Raw genomic sequence first — 25412 nt, 5'->3', positions numbered from 1 at the left:
TACTATTTTAAAATTTAAAATATTAATATTATAAAGATACAACCATGAACGATGATTTAGATAACACTACAAAACAAAAAGCACTTAAATATCATAATAGAGGAAATAATCCTGGTAAAATATCCATTTTACCAACAAAGCCTTTGTCCACTCAGTATGATTTATCGCTTGCTTATTCTCCTGGAGTCGCAGCTCCGTGCCTTGAAATAGTTAAAAACCCTAAAGTAGTCTATGATTATACAACAAAAAGTAACTGTATTGCTGTCATTTCAAACGGAACTGCAGTGCTTGGGCTTGGCAATATTGGTCCTCTTGCATCAAAGCCAGTTATGGAAGGAAAAGCTGTTTTATTTAAACGCTTTGCTGATATTGATGCAGTTGATATAGAAATCGATACAGAAAATGTAGAAGACTTTATCAACATAGTAAAACACCTTGGACCAAGTTGGGGAGGAATAAATTTAGAAGATATAAGATCCCCTGATTGCTTCATAATAGAGAAACGCCTAAACGAATTGATGGATATTCCAGTATTTCACGATGATCAACATGGAACTGCAGTAGTTGTTGCAGCAGGTATAGAAAATGCTCTTGACGTTGCAAGAAAGAAATTAAAAGAGGTTAAAATTATCATGAATGGTGCTGGAGCAGCCGGTATTGCATGTTTAGACATACTAAGATTAATGGGTGCTCAAAATATAGTACTATGTGATAAAAAGGGAGTAATATATAAAGGTAGAAAAGAGGATATGAATAAGTGGAAAGAAAAATATGCAACTGACACTAAAGAACGTTCTTTATTCGACGCGATAAAAGGTGCTGACGTATTTATCGGATTATCTGTAAAAGATGTACTTAACGAAGAGATGTTAAAAAGCATGAGCAAAAATCCTATTATTTTTGCCCTTGCCAATCCTAACCCAGAAATAAAGCCCGAGTTTGCAAAATCCATAAGACCAGATGCAATAATAGCAACTGGTAGATCAGATTACAATAACCAAGTTAATAACGTAATAGGATTCCCTTATATATTTAGAGGAGCACTTGATGTACATGCAACAACTATCAATAATGAAATGAAGATTGCAGCTGCAGCTGCAATAGCAAAACTCGCACATGAGCCAGTTCCTGATGAAATATCTACAGTTTATGGCAATCGTAGAATGAGCTATGGACGTGAATATATAATACCTACTCCATTTGACCCAAGATTAATTTCAATAGTCTCTCCTGCAGTTGCAAAAGCTGCAGTGCATTCAGATGTTGCTAGAAAGTTAATAAAAGATTGGAATAAATATGAAAATCAATTAAAATCCCGTCTTGCAAGTACTATTAACACACTAAATTTACTATCTACACAATAATTAATTGCATATAATCATTTTTATATATAAAATAAAATATTGTAACTTAAAGTAGATCAATGGCTATTACAATTCGTGAATTAAATAAAATTATCAAACAATCATTTCCAGATGCTGATATCAAGATCAATGACCTTGCTGGAGATAGTGAACATTATTATTTAAAAATAATTTCTAAGCACTTTCTTGGAAAAACAAAAATTGAACAACATAAAATGGTATACAAAGCTCTAGAAAATCAATCTATACATGCATTACAACTAGAAACTAGTGCTTAAAATTTTAAGGTGATATTTATGAGCAACTTTGAACAAATAAAAAAAGACATAGCAGAAAATGATGTAGTTTTATACATGAAAGGAACTTCTGATTTTCCTCAATGTGGGTTTTCTGGGTTTGTTGTATCAATTCTTAAAAAATTAAATGTTAGGTTTAAATATATTAATGTACTGGAAAATAATGAAGTACGTCAATCCATAAAAAAATTTTCTGATTGGCCAACAATTCCACAACTATATATAAAAGGAGAGTTTATTGGTGGTTGTGACATTACTCGTGAGATGTATGAAAAAGGGGAGCTACAAAATCTTTTAAAGGAAAAAAAAATCATTACAAAATAAGAAACAATCTATAAAAAATATTATTTAAATAACTAACTAATATCTTTAAATCGTGTTAAATACACTATATGCTTTTAAAAAGCAAAGTTATCTAACTATTCTTAAATAGAAATAAATTTGCTCTCAATTAAATTTAAAATTTTTATTGTTTACAATAAATAAACTGCTATAATAAATGAATTAAAGATAGAGAAATTTTGAGCATGCAAGATGACTCAAAAAAAAATACAATAGTAAATGAGGGAAAAAATATATTAAGTTGGATAGAATATAGGTTACCTGTACTTTCTTTCCTCAAAAATATTGCTTCCTATCAAGTACCAAAAAACTTAAACTATGCTTGGAACTTTGGTTTTTTAGCCGGCATTGCACTCACTTTACAAATAATAACAGGGATATTTTTAGCCATGCATTACACTCCACATATAAATCACGCATTTAATAGTGTGGAACACATAATGCGCGATGTACATTATGGATGGTTAATACGTTATACTCATGCTGTCGGAGCTTCTCTTTTCTTTATGGTAATTTATATTCACATAATACGTGGATTATATTACGGATCCTATAAAAAACCACGAGAAATGGTGTGGTTCATTGGCATATTCATATTTTTTGTAATGCTGGCAACAGCCTTTATGGGATATGTTCTTCCATGGGGACAAATGAGTTTTTGGGGTGCAACAGTGATAACTAATTTATTCTCAGTCATACCTTTCATAGGTGATAAGATAGTTATATGGTTATGGGGCGGTTTTTCTGTCGACAACCCAACACTTAATCGTTTTTTTGCTCTACATTACCTTTTTCCTTTCATTATCATCACTTTAGTTGTTCTACATATTATAGCCTTACATAGGTTTGGTTCTGGCAATCCAAGTGGAATAGAAGTTAAATCACACAAAGATACCATCCCATTTTATCCTTACTATGTAGTTAAAGACTGCATAACCTTTGGTCTATTTTTGATAGTTTTATCTATGTTCATCTTTTATGCTCCAAATTATCTTGGGCATCCAGATAACTATATAGAAGCTGATCCTATGGTTACTCCAATACATATAGTACCTGAATGGTATTTCTTACCTTTTTACGCAATGCTACGTTCAATTCCAAATAAATTTATTGGTGTGTCTGCCATGTTTGGATCCATTTTAATATGGTTTCTGTTACCTTGGCTTGATAAAACAAAAGTAAAAAGCGGTACTTATCGTCCATTATTTAAAGTTTTTTTTTGGATTTTTGTGATAAATTTTACATTACTTGCTTGGCTGGGAGGACAAGAAGCAAAGGAACCTTATATTACTTTTAGCAGGCTTTCCACTCTTTATTACTTTTTATACTTTGCAATCATTTTACCATTACTTAGTAAATATGAAAAATCAGGAGAACTACCCAAAACTATAAGTGATTCTGTACAGGAGATGAAATAATGCCAGTGAGAAATATGTTTGCTGTATTTTGCACGTTATTTCTCGTTAATCTTGTATATGCAAAAGAATTCAAACCATTACCTAATAAAAAAATAAACTGGAGTTTTAATGGAATTACTGGATTTTTTGATAGGGAATCAATTCAGCGTGGCTACAAAGTATATAAAGAAGTTTGTGCCGCTTGCCATTCAATGAATAAAATAGCATTTCGCAATTTACAAGATATAGGTTTTTCTGAAGAAGATATCAAACAGATTGCATCTTCTTATCAAGTCAAAGACGGCCCAAATGATCTAGGTGAAATGTTTGACAGACCTGGAATACCCTCAGATTATTTTATCGCACCTTTCAATACAAAAGAAGCAGCTGCAGCAAGTAACAACGGTGCAGTTCCACCAGATTTGTCATTAATTATTAAAGCAAGACATGATGGTGCAAACTACGTCTATTCACTTCTAACCGGTTACCAAAATAGTAAACAAGATGAAAACAATTTATATTTTAATCCATATTTTCCAACAGGTAAGTTAGCTATGGCACCGCCACTATTTGAAGGAATAGTAGAATACAATAGTACGAAGAAACAAGCTACAGTTGAAAATATGTCATATGATATAGTAAATTTCTTGCAATGGGCAGCAGAACCAGAATTAGAACATAGGCACAAACTAGGGTTTAAAGTGATAGCGTATCTCATAATTTTAACAACACTTTTTATATTAACCAACAATAAAGTTTGGAGCAAACTTTATAAAAATAGAAAATAGATTTTTCTTCTAGATACTCACTTTTATAACCTGCCGCATAACAAGAATATTAATAATAAAATACCATAAAAAAATAAGATTATGAAATTTCAAATCATTACACATTTTAAACCAGCTGGAGATCAACCACAAGCAATTGATAATTTAGTTGTAGGACTAAACAACAATAAAAGAGATCAAGTTTTACTTGGGGTCACCGGCTCCGGAAAAACTTTCACTATGGCAAATGTCATTGCAAGAACAAACAGGCCTGCATTAATTATGGCACATAATAAAACTTTAGCAGCACAACTTTATGAAGAAATGAGAAGATTTTTCCCTTACAATGCTGTTGGATACTTTATTTCTTATTACGATTATTATCAACCTGAAGCTTATTCACCACAAACTGATACTTATATTGAAAAAGACTCCACAATCAATGAAAAAATTGACATGCTACGTTACTCTGCAATTTGCTCCCTTTTAGAGCGTAGGGATATAATTATAGTTGCTAGTATCTCTTGCATATATGGTCTTGGTTCACCTAAAAGCTATATTAATATGACTATATCATTAAATATTGGAGATAAAATTCATATCAATGATTTTTTGAGTAATTTAATCAATCTTCAATATAGACACTCCGGTATCAAATTTAAAAGAGGAAATTTTAGAGTATGTGGAGATATTATTGATATCTTTCCCGCTTGCAATGAAAATAAAGCCTGGCGTTTATCATTATTTCATAATAAAATAGAAAAAATCTCTGAAATTGATTCTATAACCGGTAATATTATTAAATACATAGATAAAATCACTGTTTTTCCAAACAGTTATCATATTACATCACGCGAAGCTTTATTAGAAGCGGTTCCATTAATTAAAAAAGAACTACATGAACGCTTAAGCTATTACTACTCTCAAAATAAATTTGTTGAAGCAAAACGCCTTGAACAACGTACCAATTTTGACATAGAAATGATGGTAACAACTGGAACATGCAAAGGTATCGAAAATTATTCACGTTATCTCTGCGGAACAAAAGCTGGATATCCACCACCTACCTTATTTGAATATCTACCTAAAGATGTCATCCTATTTGTCGATGAAAGCCATGTCACCATTCCCCAAATTAGTGCAATGTATAGTGCTAATAAAGCACGTAAAAAAAAATTAGTTGACTATGGCTTTAGGCTCCCCTCTACTTTTGATAATCGACCATTAACATTTGAAGAGTGGGAAAAAATACGGCCACAAACTATTTACGTTTCAGCTACTCCTGGAAAATACGAGTTAATAAAAACCAATAATGTATTTATAGAACAGGTCATTCGTCCAACAGGACTTACAGATCCAATCTGCAATATTAAACCAATAGAAAATCAAGTTAACGATGTAATTCACGAAGCACAACTAACAATAAATAATGGGTTTCGTGTTTTAATCACTACTTTAACAAAAAAAATGGCTGAAAAGCTAGCTGATCATATGAGTGAATTAAATATAAGGGTAAATTATTTACACTCAGATATCGGTGCATTAGAAAGAATTAATATTATATATAAATTAAGATCAAAAGAAATTGATGTATTAGTTGGTGTGAACCTACTGCGTGAAGGCCTTGATATTCCAGAGTGTGGCTTAGTTGCAATTTTAGATGCTGATAAAGAAGGATTTTTGCGATCAGAGACTTCATTCATTCAAACGATAGGACGTGCTGCTCGCAATGCTAAAGGTAGAGTAATTTTATATGCAGATAAAATCACTAATTCCTTAAACCGTGCGTTAAAAGAAACTGAAAGAAGAAGAAAAAAACAACAAGAATATAATATACTACACAATATTACACCAAAAACTATAATAAAAACTATATCTAATACTCTACAAGATAAAGCAGTAAATGAAAAAGATATTAATATTAGTAATACTGATCTAAAAGACCTAAAGAAACAAATGTTAAAATATGCCAAGAACTTAGAATTTGAAAAAGCATCAAAAATAAAGAATATTATTAAAAGGCTTAATAATATATAAATAACAAAAGAAAAGTTAGATTGCTCTTTTGCTACAAATACATAATTCACCTTCTATTTTTCAATCATCTAATCCATACCATGTCCATCACATCAGCAATTGTATTAGTTTATTTATTGATTGAATTCCCTTATAAAAAGAAAAGGCCATCTTATAAATCACCTTTATTACAAATAAAAATAATGTTATATGATAGCAGCACAACCTTTTTTTTTAAATCTCTTGAAATATAACAATCGAGAATTCTCTAATACTTCACCACACATTGAATATAGTAAATATTATAAAAATTACTTTAACATATTATATTTAACGTGTTAACTTATATATAGTATAATCCTGTGTTCTTGTTAGAATAATCTTATTCCATTTATCAAGAAACGTTAAATTGAAATATACACTACCTTTATAAAGATTATGAATCTCTGTTACAATAAACTCTGATATTAAATTACAACGTAAAAAAAGATGTGCTATCTGTGCTCCACCAATCATATATACTTTAGAATTACCTCGAATCAATAAAAATTCTTTCATAGAAGAAACAACTGTACATTTTATATCTCTATAAAAACAAGAATTTAATTTATTACGAGAAAAAACAATAGAAGTACGATCTTTTAATATACTTTTTGGCATTGTTGCAAATGTTTTTCTTCCCATAACAATGATTTGCCTATTAGTTATCTGAAGAAAATGTCTTAACTCACTTGGATAACACCAAGGTAATTTATTATTCTCTCCAATCACTCCATTAGGATCAACAGCCATGATTCCAATAATCATCACTTCCGTAAGACAGCTTGAGCTACAAAAAATTGCATATGATTACGCACATTATGTACTCGAAGAAAATCAACTTGATTACACAATATAGACGATACAGCAATTGTTTCTAAATCTCGATTAAAAACAAGCTCTGTAGAAAAAGAAGAAATGAATGACTTTCTAGAATGACCAACTAAAATCTTACAACCAAAATTCCGTAATGCCTCTATATTTCGTAAAATCTCAATATTCTGATACAAAGATTTTCCAAAACCGATACCAGGATCAATAATTATTGAATCTTTATCAAAACCAAGAGCAAGTAACTTATTGATATTCTTTTCTACCCACCTATTTATAGTATCAATTGGATCAATAGTAATACCACCACCAACATCATCTTTATGTGATAACACAGAAAATGAATGCATAATAATAATACCACACTTACTGCTCGCAATTGTCCTTAAAGTACCATCATCTAAATTCCCTTTCACATCGTTTATCCAAGCCACGTTATAGCTTTCTAAAACATTTAAAATAACATCTGGCCAGAAAGTATCAATACTAACTTCAACATCGCCATCTCTCATATAACAACTAAGATTATCAAGCACTGGCTTCAAACGTGTATATTCTACTTGCGGGGACTGAATAGAAGATCCAGGTCTTGTGGATTGAGCACCAAGATCAACTATACTTGCACCATCAGACATCAATTTTAATGCTTGTTTAGTCGCTTGATCTGAATCATAATAAAAACCACCATCTGAAAATGAATCAGGAGTAATATTAACAATTCCTATAAACCTTGGTGAAAGTGCAAAGCTCTTTAAAAAACAATCCTTAATGTTAGGTTTACTACAAGCAATAGCATCAAAAGTTTTATTAATTACTGGAATATTAGCCATAGGATTTAACATTGCCATTAAGTGCAACAAAAATGGTCTATCCATTAATTCCGGGTGAGGGATAGTAAGATATGATGTATCGAGTACTAGATCATCCCATAATAAAATATCTAAATCAATAATACGAGGTTCCCATTTTTTATAGACTTGCGGACGACCCATATCACACTCGATTTGCTTAAGGCCTTTTAATAGCTTTTTAGGGGGAATAAAACAACTTCCATACACAACCATATTAAAAAAAGGCTTATCCCACTCAACTGGAGCACCATCTGGTAAAATAGCTTGAGTCTCTAAAATAATTGAAGACCTTAAATCTTTAAAATAATATCTCTTCAATAATTGAGTAGCCTTTTGCAAATTAGAAAGACGATTCCCCAAATTTGAACCAATAGAAATATAAATCATTAGCTATCTTCCTATTTATTGCAATATATTACAATAAGTAAAGATAATACCTCCATGTACATCAGGAACAGGTGGTGCAATTTTATGAGCAACTACTTTTATAGAAGAAATAATATGTCTTTTCTGCATTATAAGGTTACTAATGGTAATATATATATTATAGGTAAAATGCTCAATTAAATTAAATTGTTTACTTTGAGCAAGAGATTTAATATTTTGTACTACCTCTAAATAACAGATAGTATCTTCAAGTTGGTCAGTAATAAACCCTAAAGGAGGAGATCTAAAAGCAAAATCAACATTAACACTCACCAATTGAGAATGGAACCTTTCTTCTACACTACACCCCAAATGAATCCAAAGTCTCAAGTCCTGAATAAAAAGATTACATAAAGACTTCATATTCAATTCTACTTTTATAATTCTTTATCCACATACTTCCAATCACCAAGTTCCTTAAAAAAATTTTTACTTCCATCAAAAAATCTCTTTTAACTATATACAAAAGAACGTATACCACTAATATAACGAAAAAGTAGCAACATGATGATAATACTCTTTAGCATAAATTTGTAGAACTTCAAGACTTAATTTTCCTTCACTCCATAGATGATAAAACTGATGCTTCAATAAATGAAAATCATTTAATTCTTTATCAAGTAATTGAATGAACATTATTATAACTCCAAATAAATACAAACTATCTAGTTTATTTATAGATTTTACTAAATGTCAAGATACACAACCCATATGCTACCTAAGAGTATGATAGTTATTACTAGGTACTTCAAAATTTATTATTTTATACCACTGATCTTCGCTTAAAATTTTTATACCTAATTCCACTGCTTTCCTATACTTAGCACCTGAATCTCCCCCTGCAACTAGATAGTCAGTTTTAGTAGAAAGACTTGAGCTAATTTTTGCTCCTAAAGCTTTAGCTCTAACTTTTGCCTCTTCTCTACTCATACCAAGTAGTTTACCAGTAAACACTACAATTTTATTATTTAGAATAGAATTGCTAGAATTCGAACTCATAGGAAGGATTTGAATATAAATAATCAAATCATTTAACATCTTAATATTTAATTCTTTAGAAAAAAATAATTTCAAGGACTCTACCACTTTTTCTCCTATTCCATCTATACCTATCAGCTCATGACTATAAAATTTAATCGTCTCTTCTTTTATGTTACTCATATCCGTCTCAATATCAGTTGATAATAATCTTATCATTGAGCTATACCAGATATCATAAGAAACATAATACTTTGCAAGTAATCCTGCTATAACCTGACCAACAAATCTAATACCTAAAGAAAATATTAATCTATCTAAAGTTACTACCTTTTTCCTTCGTATAGCATTTAATAAATTAGCTAATGATTTCTCACCCCAGCCAGACTGATTTTCCAGATTAAATCTACTTAATTTTTCTTCTAAAGCAAAAATATCTGGAATTCTTCTTATCAAACCAAGTTCATAAAAAAATTTTATCTGCTTTTCACCAAGACCAATAATGTCAAATGCATCTTTTGATACAAAATGTTTCAACTTTTCTATTATTTGAGCTTTACAAGTAAACTCCCCAGGACATCTTATTATTACTCCCTCAATCTGTAACTCACTCCCACACTCAGGACATTTTTTAGGAAATACAAACTCAGACACGTTTGTATAACGAGAAACTTTGTCTACCTCAACAATTTGAGGAATTACTTCTCCTGCCCTTTTGATTATTACAATATCACCCTCTCTTATGTCTTTACGCTTTATCTCATTTTGATTATGCAAACTTGCTTTGCTAATTAGCACTCCACCAATATTAACTGGTACTAAACTAGCAACCGGAGTTAAAACCCCTGTCCTACCTATCTGTATAAATATTTTGTTCAATTTTGTCTTTGCATAAACCGCAGAAAATTTGTATGCAAGTGCTGAACGTGGTGCTTTATGAGTGTTTCCTAAACGATTTTGTAGCGCCAAATCATTCACTTTATAAACTATTCCATCAATATCATAATCTAAATTATAGCGACAATCATACATTTCATCATAAAATCTCAACATTCCATCTAAATTATTCGTCAAAAAACGATGCTTATTTACACAAAAACCCAGTGCCTCAAGTTTCTCTAGTATCTCACACTGGCTTTTTTCTATTCCACCAATTAAAAAATAAGCAAAATACCTGAGTGGCCTACTTGCTGTAATTCTTGCATTTAACTGTTTCAGAGAACCGGCAGCTGCATTTCGAGGACTAGCAAACTCATTGTTTTCATTTAATCTTAAAAAATCACTATTACTAATATATATTTCACCCCTAACCTCTAACCTACCTTGTACACCTTGTAAAAACTTAGGAAAACCTTTTATTGTTGCAACATTGTGAGTAACATCTTCTCCTATAAAACCATTGCCACGAGTTGCAGCTTTAACAAATCCACCATTCTCATATACTGCAGAAAATGATAACCCATCAACCTTTGGCTCACATAATATTTCTACTTCACTCTCAATTAAAAATCTCTTTACCTTAAACAAAAACCGCTTTACACCTTGCTCATCATAAACATTATCAAGAGAAAGCATAGGCTTTTGATGTCTCACCTTAAAAAATCTTTCATCCGGTGCAGAACCAACACTGTCCCGCATTATATGAACTTCCGGAAGTTGCACTTCGATTTCAGCTATCTTACGCTTCAGCTCATCGTATTCAGCATCAGTAATCTCTGGCTTACTTTTTTGATAATATAAAACATTATGATAATTCATCTGTATTCTTAACTCAGCAAGCTCTTGTCTTAAATTTTCTAAATTAGCCATATTTAAAATCATCCTTTAAATTGAAAAATAGTGCACAAACATCAAGATTTCATTGACTTTCTCAGCTGTAAATTTTTCAAATTTAATGCATAGTAAAGATAAAACATCAAAAAATCAAGATAAACTACTATAGACAATTTAAAATTAACAAGAACAATAGATTTATTTGCAACTAACAATCAAAATTACTTATCATAACTTTAAAGTACATAGAATCTTATATGATAATATTAATAACAAACGATGACGGTTTCGAAAGCGAAGGAATAAAATTACTTAAAGAGGTTGCACAAAACTTTGCGTCAGAAATATGGGTAGTAGCACCAGATACCGACAGAAGTGGAGCAGCCAGATCTCTTGATTACCCAATAAGGCAATCTATTAGAGTAAATCAACATGGTAAAAAAGAATTCAGCATATCCGGTACACCTGCAGATTGTGTTATCATTGCACTAAATAAAATTATGGATAAAAAGCCAGATCTAGTACTATCAGGAGTAAATATCGGTTCAAATGTTGGAGATGATATATGCTATTCAGGAACAATTGGAGCAGTAATGGAAAGTGCTGCGAGATTTATACCCTCAATTGCATTAAGTCAAGTATATCATAATGAAATAAACTGGCATAACACAAAGGTTTTTGCACCAAAGATTACTGCTAAATTAGTTGAAGTCGGTTGGCCTAAAAATATAGCAATGAGTGTGAATTTTCCTGCTACAAAAAAAGTAAAAGGAGTAGAATTTACTGAACAAGGTGAATATAATATTGATGGAGACTTAATTTTTACCGAAAATTCAGACGGTTCTTTAAGTCTAGATTGGTCTCGAGAACATTCAGGTAGTGGTAGTGTAGGCAAAATCAAAGAAGGATTTATCACTATCACACCAATAAAACTAGATTTTACAGATTATGATACATTAAATATTATGAGAAATTTTTATGCAAACAAGTTTTTTTCCATAGCTAATTAAAAAAAGTACTTTCCAATTCTTTACTAGAGAAATAATTATACCTATTTAAAATATATAATAACTTCCCTACTTCATCCTTTTTCTAAAATAAGAAAATTATAACAGTAATATTAATCAACAGTCACTTAAATAAGCACTCAATTTCTTTTCATGAATTTATAAATAAATCAAACTATTAACTAATTTTTTATCATAAAAATAACAGGTAATTTAATTATCTTTAATCTGTGAAATAAAGTAAATAATAAAAAATATCACTAATGAACACTCTTTCATATCTTTATTTAAGCTTTACTAAAATACATAAGTTGTAAAAACATGCTTTTACAATTCTAAATAGTAAAAAATATAAATATTTTAAAAATTTCAAGAGTGGGAAGAACTATAAAAATTTTTCTCCTCTTGAACTTTAGAAGTAAATCTTTTAATATTCAAGCAAAAGATTATATAAATGTTATTATCATAAGATGAATTATACTCAAAATATCATCTACAATTATAATATATATCTAGTATTTCTATAATAATTATCCAAATAACAATACTAGTATTTAATAATTCTTTTACTATATATAATAATTAAATTTATAAGTAAGTGTTATAATGAATTACATGTATAAAATTACACCAATTTTAGTTAGTAAACTTAAAAATATTAGAATAATATCACTTATGACTTTATACTAAATTTAGTATTAAAATTAACCTACTCAAAAAAATTTTATATGAGCTTACATAAAAAAAATTACATGATAAAACTATATCTCAGCATTTCATACTAAAACAATAAAAAAAACTACCTGAATAATATTTTTTCTAATAACTTGAATCTCAGAATATCAATATACATCTTGCTTCAGCTATATACCATAAGTAATCATCAGTCAGCAACTACTTTATTTCTACCCCTATTTTTTGCTTTATATAAACACTTATCAGCACGTACTATAAATCTCTTGATATTATTAAGATCAGATTTTTGCATTTCTGTAATTCCAATGCTTACAGTTATATTATGAATTATATTTCTATCCGAAAACATAATAAAAGGTTCCATAGCAATAACCTTACGCACCCTCTCTGCAACAGTAGAAGCATCTGATATACTAGCATCAAGCATTATAACAACAAATTCTTCACCACCAAACCTAGCTAATAAATCCCCCACCCTAATATTTTCAGAAATTCTCTTTTGTATTTGTTTTAAAAGTTCATCACCAGCACTATGCCCAAAATTATCATTTACTGCCTTAAAATAGTCTATATCAAGTATCATAAGAGATAGTCTTCTATCCTTTTCTATAAAATCATTGATAATGTTCTTTAAATACGCATCAAAATACCTTCTATTATAACAGTTAGTTAATGGATCTTTTATAGACATTGTTACATTATTAAATAAATTCATTCTCAAAGCATCTTGATATCTCTTGCGCTTTACTTGTAAGTTAACTTTTGCTATTAACTCATTTTTATCTATAGGCACTGTTAAATAATCATTAGCACCAACTTCCAATGCTCTTACTAAATTACTTTTATCATAATCTTCAGAAAGAATAAAAATCGGTGTATAACGTGTTTCTACCTTACTACGAAATTCAGAACATAAACGTAAACCATCAATTTTAGAAAATTGCATATCTAAAATAATTAAATCGTAATTATCCTCAATACCAACCTTTAATGCCTTGATTGGATTATTCAGTATTTTAACTAACTTAAAACTTTGTTTTAATATATTAAATATTTGTTCTATTTGAAAAATATCTTCACCTACAACAAGTAGGTTAGCATCAAAAATCCTGTGAGAATACCCCATAATACTACTGCTTTCTGCTACTTCACCAACTTCAGCATTAGTTTTTCCTCTTAGACGCAATTCATCTATGATCATTTTAAAACGTGTAAGAGATTTAATTCGTGCAGACAGAGCAGTTTCATCTATTGGTTTAGTTAAAAAATCATCTGCACCAGCATTAATACCCTGCACTTTATCGCAAATATCATGCAGTGTATTCACCATAATTATTGGAATATGAGTTGTTAAAGGATCATTCTTTAGACTTTTACAAACTTCAAGGCCATTTATTTTCGGCACTGTAATACCAAGTAATATAATATCAGGTTGTTGCCTCACTACTAAATCTATAGCCTCTTTACTATTATGAGTTACAATCACTACATAGTACTCAGCTTTTAGCTGAGCTTCTAAGAACTTAATATTAGATAGTACATCATCTATTATCAGTATCTTTGCTGTCATTATCTTTAGATGTGTTATCTATACTATAACTAGGATAAAATTTACCATCTTTACCAACTACATAATTTACCTTCTCAACATAATAATCCTTACATAAATCTTCAACTCCAGCATTTTTTAACAGATTCCTAATTTTTAATTTTATCACTATAAAATGTCTATATGTTTTTCTAATGAGATCAATAAATACAGGAAATTTATTCTTATCAAGAGCAACTATACTCACTAGAACTACAACCAAAATTTCTTGAAGGCCTATGCTGAACATTTTTTATGAGGCGAGTACCTTAATTCTTTTAATTATAAAGATTAACTTACTTAAATCAAGCTTAGAAGTAATCATTTCATTTAAAAAGCTACTATAACGTTCTATGTAATCCATATCATTACGAGCCCAAATTTGAACCTTATTTTCACAATTATCAGCAAACTTTATAACCTTTACAGCTAATTGATAATGATAAGTGCTCAAATCATCTAACAAATCATTAATTAAACTACGATCCCAATAAGAAGAATGACTCTTCATTTTAATGGCAATTGTTCTAATCAGATCAAATTTTAATAACGATTTTAACTTAAAGTATATTTTACCAACATCCAAAATAGACAAAGATGTTTGCTCAGAAATAGATATAATATCTAATGCATAAGCTAAAATACACAAATCAGCAACTTTTTGTGCTAAATCTTTATCTATATTAAGTTCCAACAAAGAAACAGATCCATGACGATAAACTTTTAGCAAATGCTCATCTAAAACATGAGTTAAGTTTTGTCCCAAAGTTTCAATTCCACCTTTAACTTTTAAAACATCATCTAAATTTATAAAGCTAAGTTTACCTAAATTTCTTACCAACCAAAATAATACCCTACCAATAAATTTTTGTACACTTCTTACCACTTGTAAATATGAGTTAACATTAATCTTCCCGTCTAACTCATCAATTTTCCGCCACAAACTATTTAAACTATATAAATGGCTTACAATAATATATAAATTAACCGCTTCATATACTTTAACTCCAGTTTTTTCAACTAAATTATTAATAAATATACAACCCATTCTATTTACTACATCATTTGCAATACAAGTAGAAATAATCTCTCTACGCAATTGATGCTTCAATATAAAATTCTTAAATTCCGTTACCATTTTCTGTGGGAAATAACTTAGCAAATAATCATGACATAAAAAATCTTTTTCAGGCAGGTCAGAACGTATAACTTCATTTTTTATTGATGTCCTAGCATAAGATATTAAAACAGCAAGCTGAGGAGAGCTAAAGCCCTCTTCTCCAGTCAACATCCCTGTTATTTCTTCATCAGCTGGCAAAAACTCTACACCTCTATCTAACAATCCAGACTTTTCCAAACTAAGCAATAACCTATAATGCTGTTCCAACCTTTCTTTAGCCTGCAAGCACTCAAAAAGTAATGCTTTTGTCTCAATCTTGTTATGCTCCTCAAGCACTTTAGATACAACCTCATCTATCATACTAGCCAGTATTTCATTTCTTTTTTTTAAGGAAATACTACCTTCTTTCATAACCGATACAAATGCAATTTTTATATTAACTTCAAGGTCAGAACATATTACCCCTGCCGAATTATCAACAAAATCAGCATTGATATATCCACCTCTTTTCGCATATTCTATCCTTCCAAGTTGCGTACAACCAAGATTACCACCTTCTATGAACATAGAAGCTCTAATATCTCTACCGTTAATCCTCAATTCATCATTTGCTTTATTACTAACCATATCATGACTTTCACTTTTTGCTTTAATAAACGTACCAATTCCTCCATTCCATATCAAATCTACCTTTGCTTTTAACAAATATCGAATTAAACTATTTGGAGATAATACATCCTCTGTTATACCAAAACATTTTTTCATTTCCCGAGAAACACTTACTTGTTTACTGTTACGCTCAAATACCCCACCACCCTGAGAAATTAAATCTTTATTATAATCCATCCAAGTTGAAAATGGTAATTCAAAAAGACGCTTACGTTCTATAAAACTATTTTCTACATCAGGATTTGGATCAATAAAAATATGCATATGATTAAATGCACCAATTAAACGCATATTTCTCGAAAGAAGCATACCATTTCCAAATAAATCACCAGCCATATCTCCAATCCCGATAACAGCTATATCTTGATAAATATTCTTATTCATCCTCCAAAAATGTCTCTGTGCTGCAATCCATGCACCTCTAGCTGTAATACCCATACTTTTATGATCATAACCTACAGATCCACCAGATGCAAATGCGTCACTAAGCCAAAAATTATACTCAGAGGCTATCTGATTAGCATAATCAGAAAATGAAGCAGTACCTTTATCTGCTGCAACCACTAAATATGGATCATCTTCATCATATCTAATAACATTTTTTGGTGGAATTATCTTATCATCAATTATATTATCAGTAATATCAAGCATTCCTCTAATGAAATCCTTATAACACTCAACAACTTTTTGCTTTAAAGCATTTTCATCTCTATAAACTTCCTTTATTACAAATCCACCTTTTGCACCAACAGGGACAATAACTGCATTTTTCGTCATTTGAGCTTTTACAAGTCCTAAAACTTCAGTACGCAAATCCTCTGTTCTATCTGACCATCTTAATCCACCACGCGCTAATTTTCCTCCTCTTAAATGAATTCCCTCAAAAAAATTTGAATAAACATATAATTCACAATATGGACGTGGATTAGGTAAACCATTTATTTTACTTGAATCAAATTTTATAGATAAATAAGATTTATCCTTTTGATAATAACTAGTTCTAAGAATAGACATTATTAAATTAAATATAGAACGTAAAACATAATCATGTGAAACATTACTAACTCCTTTTAAGAGTTCTTCAATCTTCTCTTTGAAAATATCAGTAGTTTCTACTCTATCAATATCTACCTTAGGATTAAATCTTGCGTGAAATAATTGTACTAAATACTTTACTACTTTTGGATACTCTGAAACTACCTTTTGAATATATCCTGGATTATAATTAAATGACATTTGCTTTAGATAAGCACTTAACGCTCTAATTAAAAGCACTTCTTTCCACTCTAGTCCAGCAATAATAACTAAACTATTGAAATAATCATTTCTGATTTCTCTACTAAATACTTTCGCAAGCGTGACTTCAAACTGTTCTTTAAGAGTAATATTATTTACTAATTCATCAACCTTTGATAACACAAAATAGTGTATCAATATCCCACCATTAATCTCTATATAATAACTATTATGAGATAGAATTTTTGCTCCTAAATTCTTAGTAACTTTAAATATTTTTGATAATTCAAGTCCCCCATTACTTGGAGTATAAACCTTTAATTGATAATTAAGATTGTCACAAGTAAGCCTTAGATCAACCTCACTCACTCTTTTCCTTCTTACTATCTCTAATTTTTTTATATCATGATACGCAATGTAAGGCTCAAAATTCTCCTGATAACTTATCGGAAATGCCCTACAATAACGAATAAATATATCCTCAACCGTATTAAAAGTACTATATAGGTTATCTATAAAACGATCTTCCCACTTTTCCACAACATTCTTCAATTTATTTTCAACACACAAAACTTTATCATTAACAACACTAATATCTCTAGTCTTCAAAACCACATGTAATTTCATTAAATCATATTCATTAATAATATGATTATTATAAATATCTGAACTTTCTGCACCCATCTCATTTTTTAATATATCACGTATCTTGAACATCAATCTAGCACTAGCATACTGCATAGGTATCAGTATTATACAATTAATAAAATTTCCTACTCTTCTTAAAAAAAGTTTTACTCTTGGCCTAACCGCAAGAGACATAACTGAAGTACAAATCTTAAATAACTCATCCTCACTTAATTGAAATAATTCATCACAAAAAAAAGTTTGTAAAATAGAAACTAAAGCCTTACTATTATGTCCCCCAGGTGCAAAACCTGTTTTTTCCCCTATAGCTTTAACCTTATTTCTTACTATTGGAATAGTACGGATATCCTGAACTTCTGCTACAGAAGTAAATAATCCAAAAAAATACCGCTCCTTTATTACATTACTATGACTATCAAATTCTTTTACACCTATACAATTCATATACGTGCGCCTATGAACTATAGAAATAAGATCCGACCTCGCTATATATAGATTCAAATCTTTAAAAAAAGTCAAAGAACTCTGATATTTTTTACTTACTCTCATTAAACCCAAATTTTGCTCTTCGTGCAAAACAAGTTTTCCATCTCTATCAGTAGTACACTCTTGATAACCTAAAAACACAAAATTATTACTTTGCAACCAATCTAAAAAATCTATAATCTGATGAATAGTATATGATGATGGAAGTTGAACTTTAACTTCCTCTGTTTCTTCTTGAAGAAAACATAGTCCATCCCTTGCTGCATTTAACCTCTGTAGCATTAAATACCAATCTTTTACAACATAGTCAACTGCTTTCAGCGTTTCTCGCAAAGACTCTTTTAAAATACTAATAAAATCATCACTTATACCTTTAATAATTACATATATCACCGATTCTTTCACACCATCATTCTTTTCTAAATCATAAATTTCATCAATCAAACCATTTTTTCTCTTAATATTAATGATACTATTACTATAATAGTATATAGCTAAATTGTGTGATTTAATAGCAGCAACGATAGAGTCAACTAAAAAAGGCATATCATCACTTATTATTTTAACTACAGTAAAATCACCTTTTATCTTTGGTATATCATTTACATTACTGACTTCTAATTTGCTCTTCTCTCCCACTTCTTTTTTAAAGATAAAATTATACGCATCCTTTGCAATATACAAAAGAAACGCGTCATTAATCTTTAAATCACTATTATAAACAAAATTATAAAAATATTTTATAAATTCTTTAATCTTTCTTTTTTCTTTCCAATTTTCCTGATTAATTAGTTTAAATAAAGACTCAGTGTTAATACTATCAACTATACACATTCTTTTACACAATACATAGTAATTTTAAACTTTCTTAACTAAGATCTCATTATTAAGAGCGTACACTATAAGTTCACTACCTTCTACTACTTCTCCAGACAAGAGTAGCTTAGCTAAATTATTTTGAATACAGTCTTGTATTACCCTCTTTAATGGTCTTGCACCATATTCAGGATCATAACCAGTTTGTGCTATTAGCTCTTTAGCTTCCTGTGATAAATTTATACTAAGTTTAAGCTTAGCAAGTGTTTTTTGTAAACGAGAAAATTGCACATCTATTATCTTATAAATATTCTCCTTAGTCAAACCATGAAATATAATAATCTCATCTAATCTATTTAAAAATTCTGGACGAAATACAGACTTTACTACTTGCATCACTTCGCTTTTCACAGAATCAACAATCCCTTTTAGCATTATCTCAGCACCAAGATTAGAAGTTAAAATCAGTATAGTATTACGAAAATCAATTAATTTACCATGACTATCAGTTAATCTACCTTCATCCAAAATTTGCAACAATAGATTAAATATATCAGAATTTGCCTTTTCTATTTCATCAAATAAAATCACCTGATATGGCCTCCTTCTCACTGCTTCAGTTAATCTTCCACCTTGTTCATAACCAACATATCCTGGAGGTGCACCAATCAATTTTGAAACTGAATGCTTTTCCATATACTCAGACATATCAAAACGCAAAAGCGCTCCTTGATTATCAAACAAAAATTCAGTCAGAACTTTTGCTAACTCAGTTTTACCAACTCCAGTTGGGCCTAAAAATAAAAATGAACCAAAAGGACGATTAGCATCTTGCACACCAGAACGAGAGCGCCTAACCGCATTACTTATTGCCTCTATCGCATCTCTTTGCCCTATCACTCTTTTCTCTATTTCATTTTCCATGTTAAGAAGCTTCTCTTTTTCACTGTGCATCATACTATCAACTGGAATACCTGTCCATTTCGAAACAATATTTGCAATATCATCCTCAGCAACTTCTTTTTTTAAGAAACTATCAGTAACTTTCTCCTGATTTTTTAACTCATTTTCAAGCTGAGGAATTATACCATACATCAGCTCTCCTGCTCTTTCTAAATTTCCACTACGCTGAGCAAGTTCCAACTCTTTTCTAGCGCTATCTAATTCCTCAGCTGTTTCTTGTATCTTAGCTATCTTATTCTTCTCTACCTGCCATTTGCTGTTCAAATCAGCAAATTTATTGTTTAAATCTCCAATTTCTTCATTTATTTTCTTTAAACGCTGCTTAGAATTTTCATCTAACTCTTTTTTAAGAGCTTCTGATTCAATTTTTAGCTGTATTATCTTTCTCTCAAGTTCATCAATAACCTCAGGTTTACTATCCATTTCAATTCTCACTCTACTTGCTGCTTCATCAATTAAATCAATCGCCTTATCAGGCAAAAACCTATCTGTTATATATCTATTAGATAATGTTGCAGCAGCAATTATCGCGCCATCAGTAATTCTTATACCATGATGCACTTCATACTTCTCCTTCAAACCTCTAAGTATTGAAACAGTATTAGCTTCACTTGGTTGAGAAATAAATACAGGCTGAAAGCGCCTCGCAAGTGCAGGATCTTTTTCTATATGCTCACGATATTCATCTAATGTCGTAGCTCCTATACAGCGAATCTCCCCACGAGCAAGAGCAGGCTTCAACAAATTTGAAGCATCCATTGCACCACTTGTCGCTCCTGCTCCAGCTAAGGTATGAAGCTCATCTATAAATAAAATAACTTTCTCCTCTGTTTTTGAAAGTTCATTAATAACCGCTTTTAGCCTTTCTTCAAACTCACCTCTAAACTTTGTTCCAGCAATCAATGCACCAAGATCTAAAGCTAAAACCTTTGCATCACGCAAACCAAGTGGCACATCATTTGTAACAATCCTATTTGCCAGACCCTCAACTATTGCAGTTTTTCCAACACCAGGATCACCTATTAACACTGGATTATTTTTTGTCCTCCTAAGTGACACTTGTATAGTTCTTCTAATCTCATCATCACGACCAATTACAGGATCAAGTTTTCCTTGCATAGCAAGTTCTGTAACATCTTTTGTATACTTCTTTGCTATAGTCAATTTCCCCCTCATCGTTGACGAAACTACACTGTTGTCTCTCCTCATTTCTATAATAATAGAGTTCAACTTTTGCTGTGTCACACCATTTACTGCTAAAATTTTACCTACAGCATCACCTTTCTGTGCAACTAAACCCTGCAGTAATTGCTCAACAGTAACAAATGTGTCCTTATTTCTCTTGGCAATATCCATTGAATCTTCAAAAACCCTTGCTATTTCTCTTGAAAGTTGAAGACCACTGCTTCCTGGACCTTCAACTATGGGAAACTTCTTTATTGCACTATTTATAGCATTGGAAATACCTTGTACATCTCCCCCACAAGCAACTATCAAATCCTGAACTAAACCTGATTCATCTTCCAGCATTACCTTTAATAAATGCTCAGGCATAAAAACTTGATGCCCAGCTCCCAATGCTTTCATCTGAGCACTCTGAATTAAGCTTTGTGCTTTTTCGGTAAATTTACTCAAGTCCATAATTAAGTTTAACCTATACTAACTAATAATATACTAACTACTTCCTTAATTTAAACTAAAATTATTCACTCCTAGCAAAAATTTAGCCAATGAACACAATTTAAATTCTACACTCACACTACTACTCATAATATTGACTATCAAATTTCTCAAAATCATACCAAAAAATTTAATTATATACACATACTGTAACTAAAATACCTTAGTGTTTTTTTTTCTATATGAAAAACGACAAGCCTTAAGCTTACCAAAATCTTCCTCAGCATGATATGATGACCTGGTCAACGGGCTTGATGCAACCATCATAAACCCTTTAGAATAAGCAATGTATTTATAATACTCAAACTCTTCTAAAGTAATATACCTCTCAACTTTCACATGTTTTAAAGTTGGCTGCAGATATTGACCTATAGTTATAAAATCAACTTCGGCACTACGTAAATCATCCATAACCTGAAACACTTCCTCTTTTGTTTCTCCAAGACCAACCATCAGTCCAGATTTTACGAAAAGTTTAGGATTGATCTGTTTTACCGTCTTCAACAAATATAATGAATGAAAATAACGAGCTCTGGGTCTTATTTTCGCGTATAATCTTGGCACTGTCTCAATATTGTGATTATAGATATCAGGAGATGCAACAGCAACTGCTTCAAGTGCACCTTTTTTATTTAAAAAATCGGGAGTTAAAATTTCTATTGTCGTTTCTGGGGTAATTTTTCTAATTTCTTCTATACACTTTACAAATTGACCTGCACCACCATCAGATAAATCATCACGGTTAACAGAAGTAATGACAACATGTTTCAAATTTAACTTTTTAATTGCCTTAGCCAAATTCTCTGGCTCATGAGGATCTAATTTATTAGGAATACCAGTTGCAACGTTGCAAAATGTGCAAGCACGAGTGCAAACAGAACCAAGAATCATCACAGTAGCATGACGTTTGTTCCAGCATTCACCAATATTAGGACAAGCAGCTTCCTCACAAACTGTATGAAGATTATACAACCTAACAGTACTCAATGTCTCATTAAATACCTTACCAACCGGAGCTTTTACTTTGAGCCATGAAGGCTTACTATGCATCTAAAATAACTAATTCACCTTGTTTGCTAAAACCTTTTTTAACTTCCTTTTTATTTTTTGTGCTTTTTCACTGAGCTTCACTGTTTTTGTACTGAGCAAAAAAGCATCAAAATCACCTTTATAGTCTATAGTTCTTAAAGTTCTCATTGCTATACGAAACTTAAATTTTTTATTCAAAATATTGCTTATCAATGTAACACTACGCAAATTTAGGAAAAAGGTACGTTTTGTTTTATGGTTTGAATGTGATACCTTACTACCAAATAACTTCTTTTTATTTGTTAATTCACAAACTCTACTCACCAAATACACCAAGTTTCAATCTATATGTTTAAATTACCCTATATATTAAAATAGTCAATTACTTTCTCACTTAATTTTTATATTAAAACTCTTTGAACAAAAAATATTGTTTTTTTACTATTACTTAAGCAAATATTATATACTGAAACCTTCAATGAGTCTTATTGCTATCTACTACCATTAAGCATAACACACTCATTTATATTTCATACATATAAAAGCTTATTAGCTTGTTATTCTACTACTTCTATTCCAATATTTAAAACTCTTTTCAATTTAAAATTGAAACATATTCCATTTTTACATCATCCTTACATACACTTTAATAGATAAATTTTTACTTATAGATTTTGACTTTTTTTTGAACCATTACTTTAAATATCCTTACAAATTCTCTAAATAATCAAATATAGCATTAATAAGTTATTCTTTAAGCTTAAATAAACCAGATCAATAGTAACATAACTACAACAAATTTAATAAAATACCTTGTCAAAGGCAACTACTATTCCAAAATTAAATACAATAGAAAATTCATTTAAACAAACTCACATAATCACTTAACCTTTTTATCAAATCTCCTTATATTATCACTATTCTTACTTTAAATTATTTATATAACCTCATGATATAACATGGTACACATTTTAATATATTACAACCATTACATACATAAAATCCCTATATTACTGTTCTTAATAGTTTAACAAAAAAACTTCTTTATCACATACAAAACTAGATCAGTTTCTCTTATTAACCTAAAAGCAACTTTTTTTTAGATCACTTTAGCACTCAAGACAAAATCTAAAGATTTTACTTATTAAGTAATACATTAGAGCAACCACATGATAAAGAAAGACTTTTTTATGCGAGGATAAACTTCTCTGACAAACTTAATAGAGCAGTCTGAGCAAAAATATTATATAACTACTCAGCCATTAATATATATCTTTCAATAAATTCAAATTATAACACTAGTATAGCTAAGATGTATCAAACACCAAAAGTATTAAAAATTTAAAATAACACACCTCTCCATTTCTATTTTATTACTCGTTACGACCTCTCCTCAATCCAAGCCATTTGAATCGCTTCAAGTATTTTTTCATTACAATGCTTTTCATTATCATTGAACTTTTCTAACCCTAAAACTTTTTTTTTAAGCTCAGTAAATTTAATATTAACTACATCTTCATCTGGAAATTTTTCTTCTAAAGCTTCTGCAATACTTCTTATATTAAGCCATTTCATAATATTCTTATATCTTTTTTCATAAACTCAACTGGTGCCCATGGGGAGACTTGAACCCCCAAGGTTTATAAAACCCACGGATTTTAAGTCCGTTGCGTCTACCATTCCGCCACACGGGCTTTCTTTTATATTTCTCATCTAGAGTAAAATTCTACTACTAAATTAGCTTCCATATCTCCTGAGTAAGGAACTTCGGAATACTGAGGTATTCTTAAATACTTAACTAAATGTCCTTTACTGTTCGTCTCTAAATAACCTGGAGCTTTGCGTTCTTGTTTTTCTGTAGCTTCCATTATTACAGGAATTTTTACTCCACTCTCTCTAATTTTCACTATATCACCAGGTTTTACTTGATAACTAGATATATTGATCACTTTATCATTAACTGTAACATGTTTATGAGATATAAGCTGTTTTGCTGAATAAATTGTTGGTACAAGACCAGAATGATATAAAACAGCACTCAATCTTGACTCTAAAATACCAACAAAATTATCAACTGTATAACCTTTTCTACTATAAGCATCTAAAAATACACGCCTAAGTTGCTTACTTGAAAGTGCATAGTAAAATTTAAATTTTTTATGAGCAGCAAACTGCCTACCAAAATCAGATAATCTTTTAAACCCAATAACACCATGCTGTCCTGGAGGATATTTTCTCTTATTTACTGGATCTTTCACCCTACCCCATAAATTCATGCCAAGCCTACGGCTAATTCTATATTTCCTATTGATAATAGTTGTCATACTAAATTTTATAATATACCTCTAGATTACTAAGAACTTTTGCATTAAGTGTCAACTTGTTTTTACCAGT

Annotated in this window: 20 protein-coding genes and 1 tRNA gene; 7 read left to right on the top strand and 14 right to left on the bottom strand. The window is 30.4% G+C overall.

Translation table 11 applies throughout. The features are described 5' to 3' along the window. The first annotated feature begins 44 nt into the window (after window positions 1-44). The 6 genes from GOY14_RS01455 to uvrB all read left to right on the top strand — a co-directional run bounded on the left by GOY14_RS01455 (window position 45) and on the right by uvrB (window position 6203). Window positions 45-1364 (top strand): malic enzyme-like NAD(P)-binding protein, encoded by a 1320-nt coding sequence (locus GOY14_RS01455; RefSeq protein ID WP_175809532.1) that lies wholly within the window; start codon window positions 45-47, stop codon window positions 1362-1364. A gap of 59 nt (window positions 1365-1423) precedes the next feature. Beyond that, entirely contained in the window at window positions 1424-1642 is a 219-nt protein-coding gene (locus GOY14_RS01450; protein WP_175809531.1) for a BolA/IbaG family iron-sulfur metabolism protein, read from the top strand. Between the two features lie 18 nt (window positions 1643-1660). Beyond that, entirely contained in the window at window positions 1661-1984 is a 324-nt protein-coding gene (gene grxD / locus GOY14_RS01445; protein WP_175809530.1) for a Grx4 family monothiol glutaredoxin, read from the top strand. Window positions 1985-2187: 203 nt separating this feature from the next. Then, window positions 2188-3420 carry a cytochrome b gene (locus GOY14_RS01440; protein WP_175809529.1) on the top strand — a complete coding sequence of 411 codons (1233 nt, stop codon included), beginning with the start codon at window positions 2188-2190 and terminating at the stop codon, window positions 3418-3420. After that, window positions 3420-4187 (top strand): cytochrome c1, encoded by a 768-nt coding sequence (locus GOY14_RS01435; RefSeq protein ID WP_175809528.1) that lies wholly within the window; start codon window positions 3420-3422, stop codon window positions 4185-4187. The genes GOY14_RS01440 and GOY14_RS01435 overlap by 1 nt, the downstream gene beginning before the upstream one ends. A gap of 81 nt (window positions 4188-4268) precedes the next feature. Continuing rightward, window positions 4269-6203: an excinuclease ABC subunit UvrB gene (gene uvrB, locus GOY14_RS01430; protein WP_175809527.1), complete on the top strand. Its 1935-nt coding sequence runs from the start codon at window positions 4269-4271 to the stop codon at window positions 6201-6203. Between the two features lie 309 nt (window positions 6204-6512). Here uvrB and GOY14_RS01425 read toward each other — a convergent pair whose 3' ends face one another. From GOY14_RS01425 to ligA, 5 genes are all read right to left on the bottom strand, one after another. Continuing rightward, a complete protein-coding gene (locus GOY14_RS01425) occupies window positions 6513-6992 on the bottom strand; it encodes a dihydrofolate reductase (protein WP_175809526.1) in 480 nt (159 codons plus the stop codon). After that, the gene (folP, locus tag GOY14_RS01420) at window positions 6989-8290 is read right to left on the bottom strand and encodes a dihydropteroate synthase (RefSeq protein WP_175809525.1); all 1302 of its coding nucleotides are present in this window, start codon (window positions 8288-8290) and stop codon (window positions 6989-6991) included. The genes GOY14_RS01425 and folP overlap by 4 nt, the downstream gene beginning before the upstream one ends. A gap of 15 nt (window positions 8291-8305) precedes the next feature. Further along, window positions 8306-8692, bottom strand: a complete 387-nt coding sequence (locus tag GOY14_RS01415) for a dihydroneopterin aldolase (protein ID WP_175809524.1) — start codon at window positions 8690-8692, stop codon at window positions 8306-8308. A 117-nt stretch (window positions 8693-8809) separates the two neighbouring features. After that, complete coding sequence (locus GOY14_RS01410; protein ID WP_255419707.1) at window positions 8810-8965, bottom strand: thiaminase II/PqqC family protein; 156 nt, start codon at window positions 8963-8965, stop codon at window positions 8810-8812. Between the two features lie 78 nt (window positions 8966-9043). Continuing rightward, window positions 9044-11116 (bottom strand): NAD-dependent DNA ligase LigA, encoded by a 2073-nt coding sequence (gene ligA / locus GOY14_RS01405; RefSeq protein WP_175809523.1) that lies wholly within the window; start codon window positions 11114-11116, stop codon window positions 9044-9046. A 221-nt stretch (window positions 11117-11337) separates the two neighbouring features. On the opposite strand from ligA, the gene surE reads away from it, so the two are divergent. Then, the gene (surE, locus tag GOY14_RS01400) at window positions 11338-12090 is read left to right on the top strand and encodes a 5'/3'-nucleotidase SurE (RefSeq protein WP_175809522.1); all 753 of its coding nucleotides are present in this window, start codon (window positions 11338-11340) and stop codon (window positions 12088-12090) included. Between the two features lie 880 nt (window positions 12091-12970). Here surE and GOY14_RS01395 read toward each other — a convergent pair. The 9 genes from GOY14_RS01395 to rpsD form a co-directional block, all read right to left on the bottom strand. Next, on the bottom strand, window positions 12971-14353 hold the full coding sequence (locus GOY14_RS01395; RefSeq protein ID WP_175809521.1) for a PleD family two-component system response regulator: 1383 nt from the start codon (window positions 14351-14353) through the stop codon (window positions 12971-12973). Further along, window positions 14325-14621: a Sec-independent protein translocase subunit TatB gene (gene tatB / locus GOY14_RS01390; protein WP_175809520.1), complete on the bottom strand. Its 297-nt coding sequence runs from the start codon at window positions 14619-14621 to the stop codon at window positions 14325-14327. Before tatB ends, GOY14_RS01395 begins: the two co-directional genes overlap by 29 nt. Before the next feature lie 3 nt (window positions 14622-14624). Continuing rightward, window positions 14625-19364 (bottom strand): NAD-glutamate dehydrogenase, encoded by a 4740-nt coding sequence (locus GOY14_RS01385; RefSeq protein ID WP_175809519.1) that lies wholly within the window; start codon window positions 19362-19364, stop codon window positions 14625-14627. Between the two features lie 24 nt (window positions 19365-19388). Then, entirely contained in the window at window positions 19389-21950 is a 2562-nt protein-coding gene (clpB, locus tag GOY14_RS01380) for an ATP-dependent chaperone ClpB (RefSeq protein WP_175809518.1), read from the bottom strand. 192 nt (window positions 21951-22142) lie between these two features. After that, window positions 22143-23039: a lipoyl synthase gene (gene lipA / locus GOY14_RS01375; RefSeq protein WP_175809517.1), complete on the bottom strand. Its 897-nt coding sequence runs from the start codon at window positions 23037-23039 to the stop codon at window positions 22143-22145. A 9-nt stretch (window positions 23040-23048) separates the two neighbouring features. Beyond that, window positions 23049-23342 carry a 50S ribosomal protein L28 gene (rpmB, locus tag GOY14_RS01370; RefSeq protein WP_175809868.1) on the bottom strand — a complete coding sequence of 98 codons (294 nt, stop codon included), beginning with the start codon at window positions 23340-23342 and terminating at the stop codon, window positions 23049-23051. 1056 nt (window positions 23343-24398) lie between these two features. After that, window positions 24399-24593: a Fe-S cluster assembly protein IscX gene (iscX, locus tag GOY14_RS01365; RefSeq protein ID WP_175809516.1), complete on the bottom strand. Its 195-nt coding sequence runs from the start codon at window positions 24591-24593 to the stop codon at window positions 24399-24401. A gap of 32 nt (window positions 24594-24625) precedes the next feature. After that, window positions 24626-24712, bottom strand: a tRNA-Leu gene (locus GOY14_RS01360). Between the two features lie 15 nt (window positions 24713-24727). Next, window positions 24728-25342, bottom strand: a complete 615-nt coding sequence (gene rpsD, locus GOY14_RS01355; RefSeq protein WP_175809515.1) for a 30S ribosomal protein S4 — start codon at window positions 25340-25342, stop codon at window positions 24728-24730. Window positions 25343-25412: the final 70 nt, after the last annotated feature.

This window comes from Wolbachia endosymbiont of Dipetalonema caudispina, assembly GCF_013365495.1.
Classification (GTDB): Bacteria; Pseudomonadota; Alphaproteobacteria; order Rickettsiales; family Anaplasmataceae; genus Wolbachia.
This window is presented reverse-complemented; position numbering and strand designations above follow the sequence as displayed.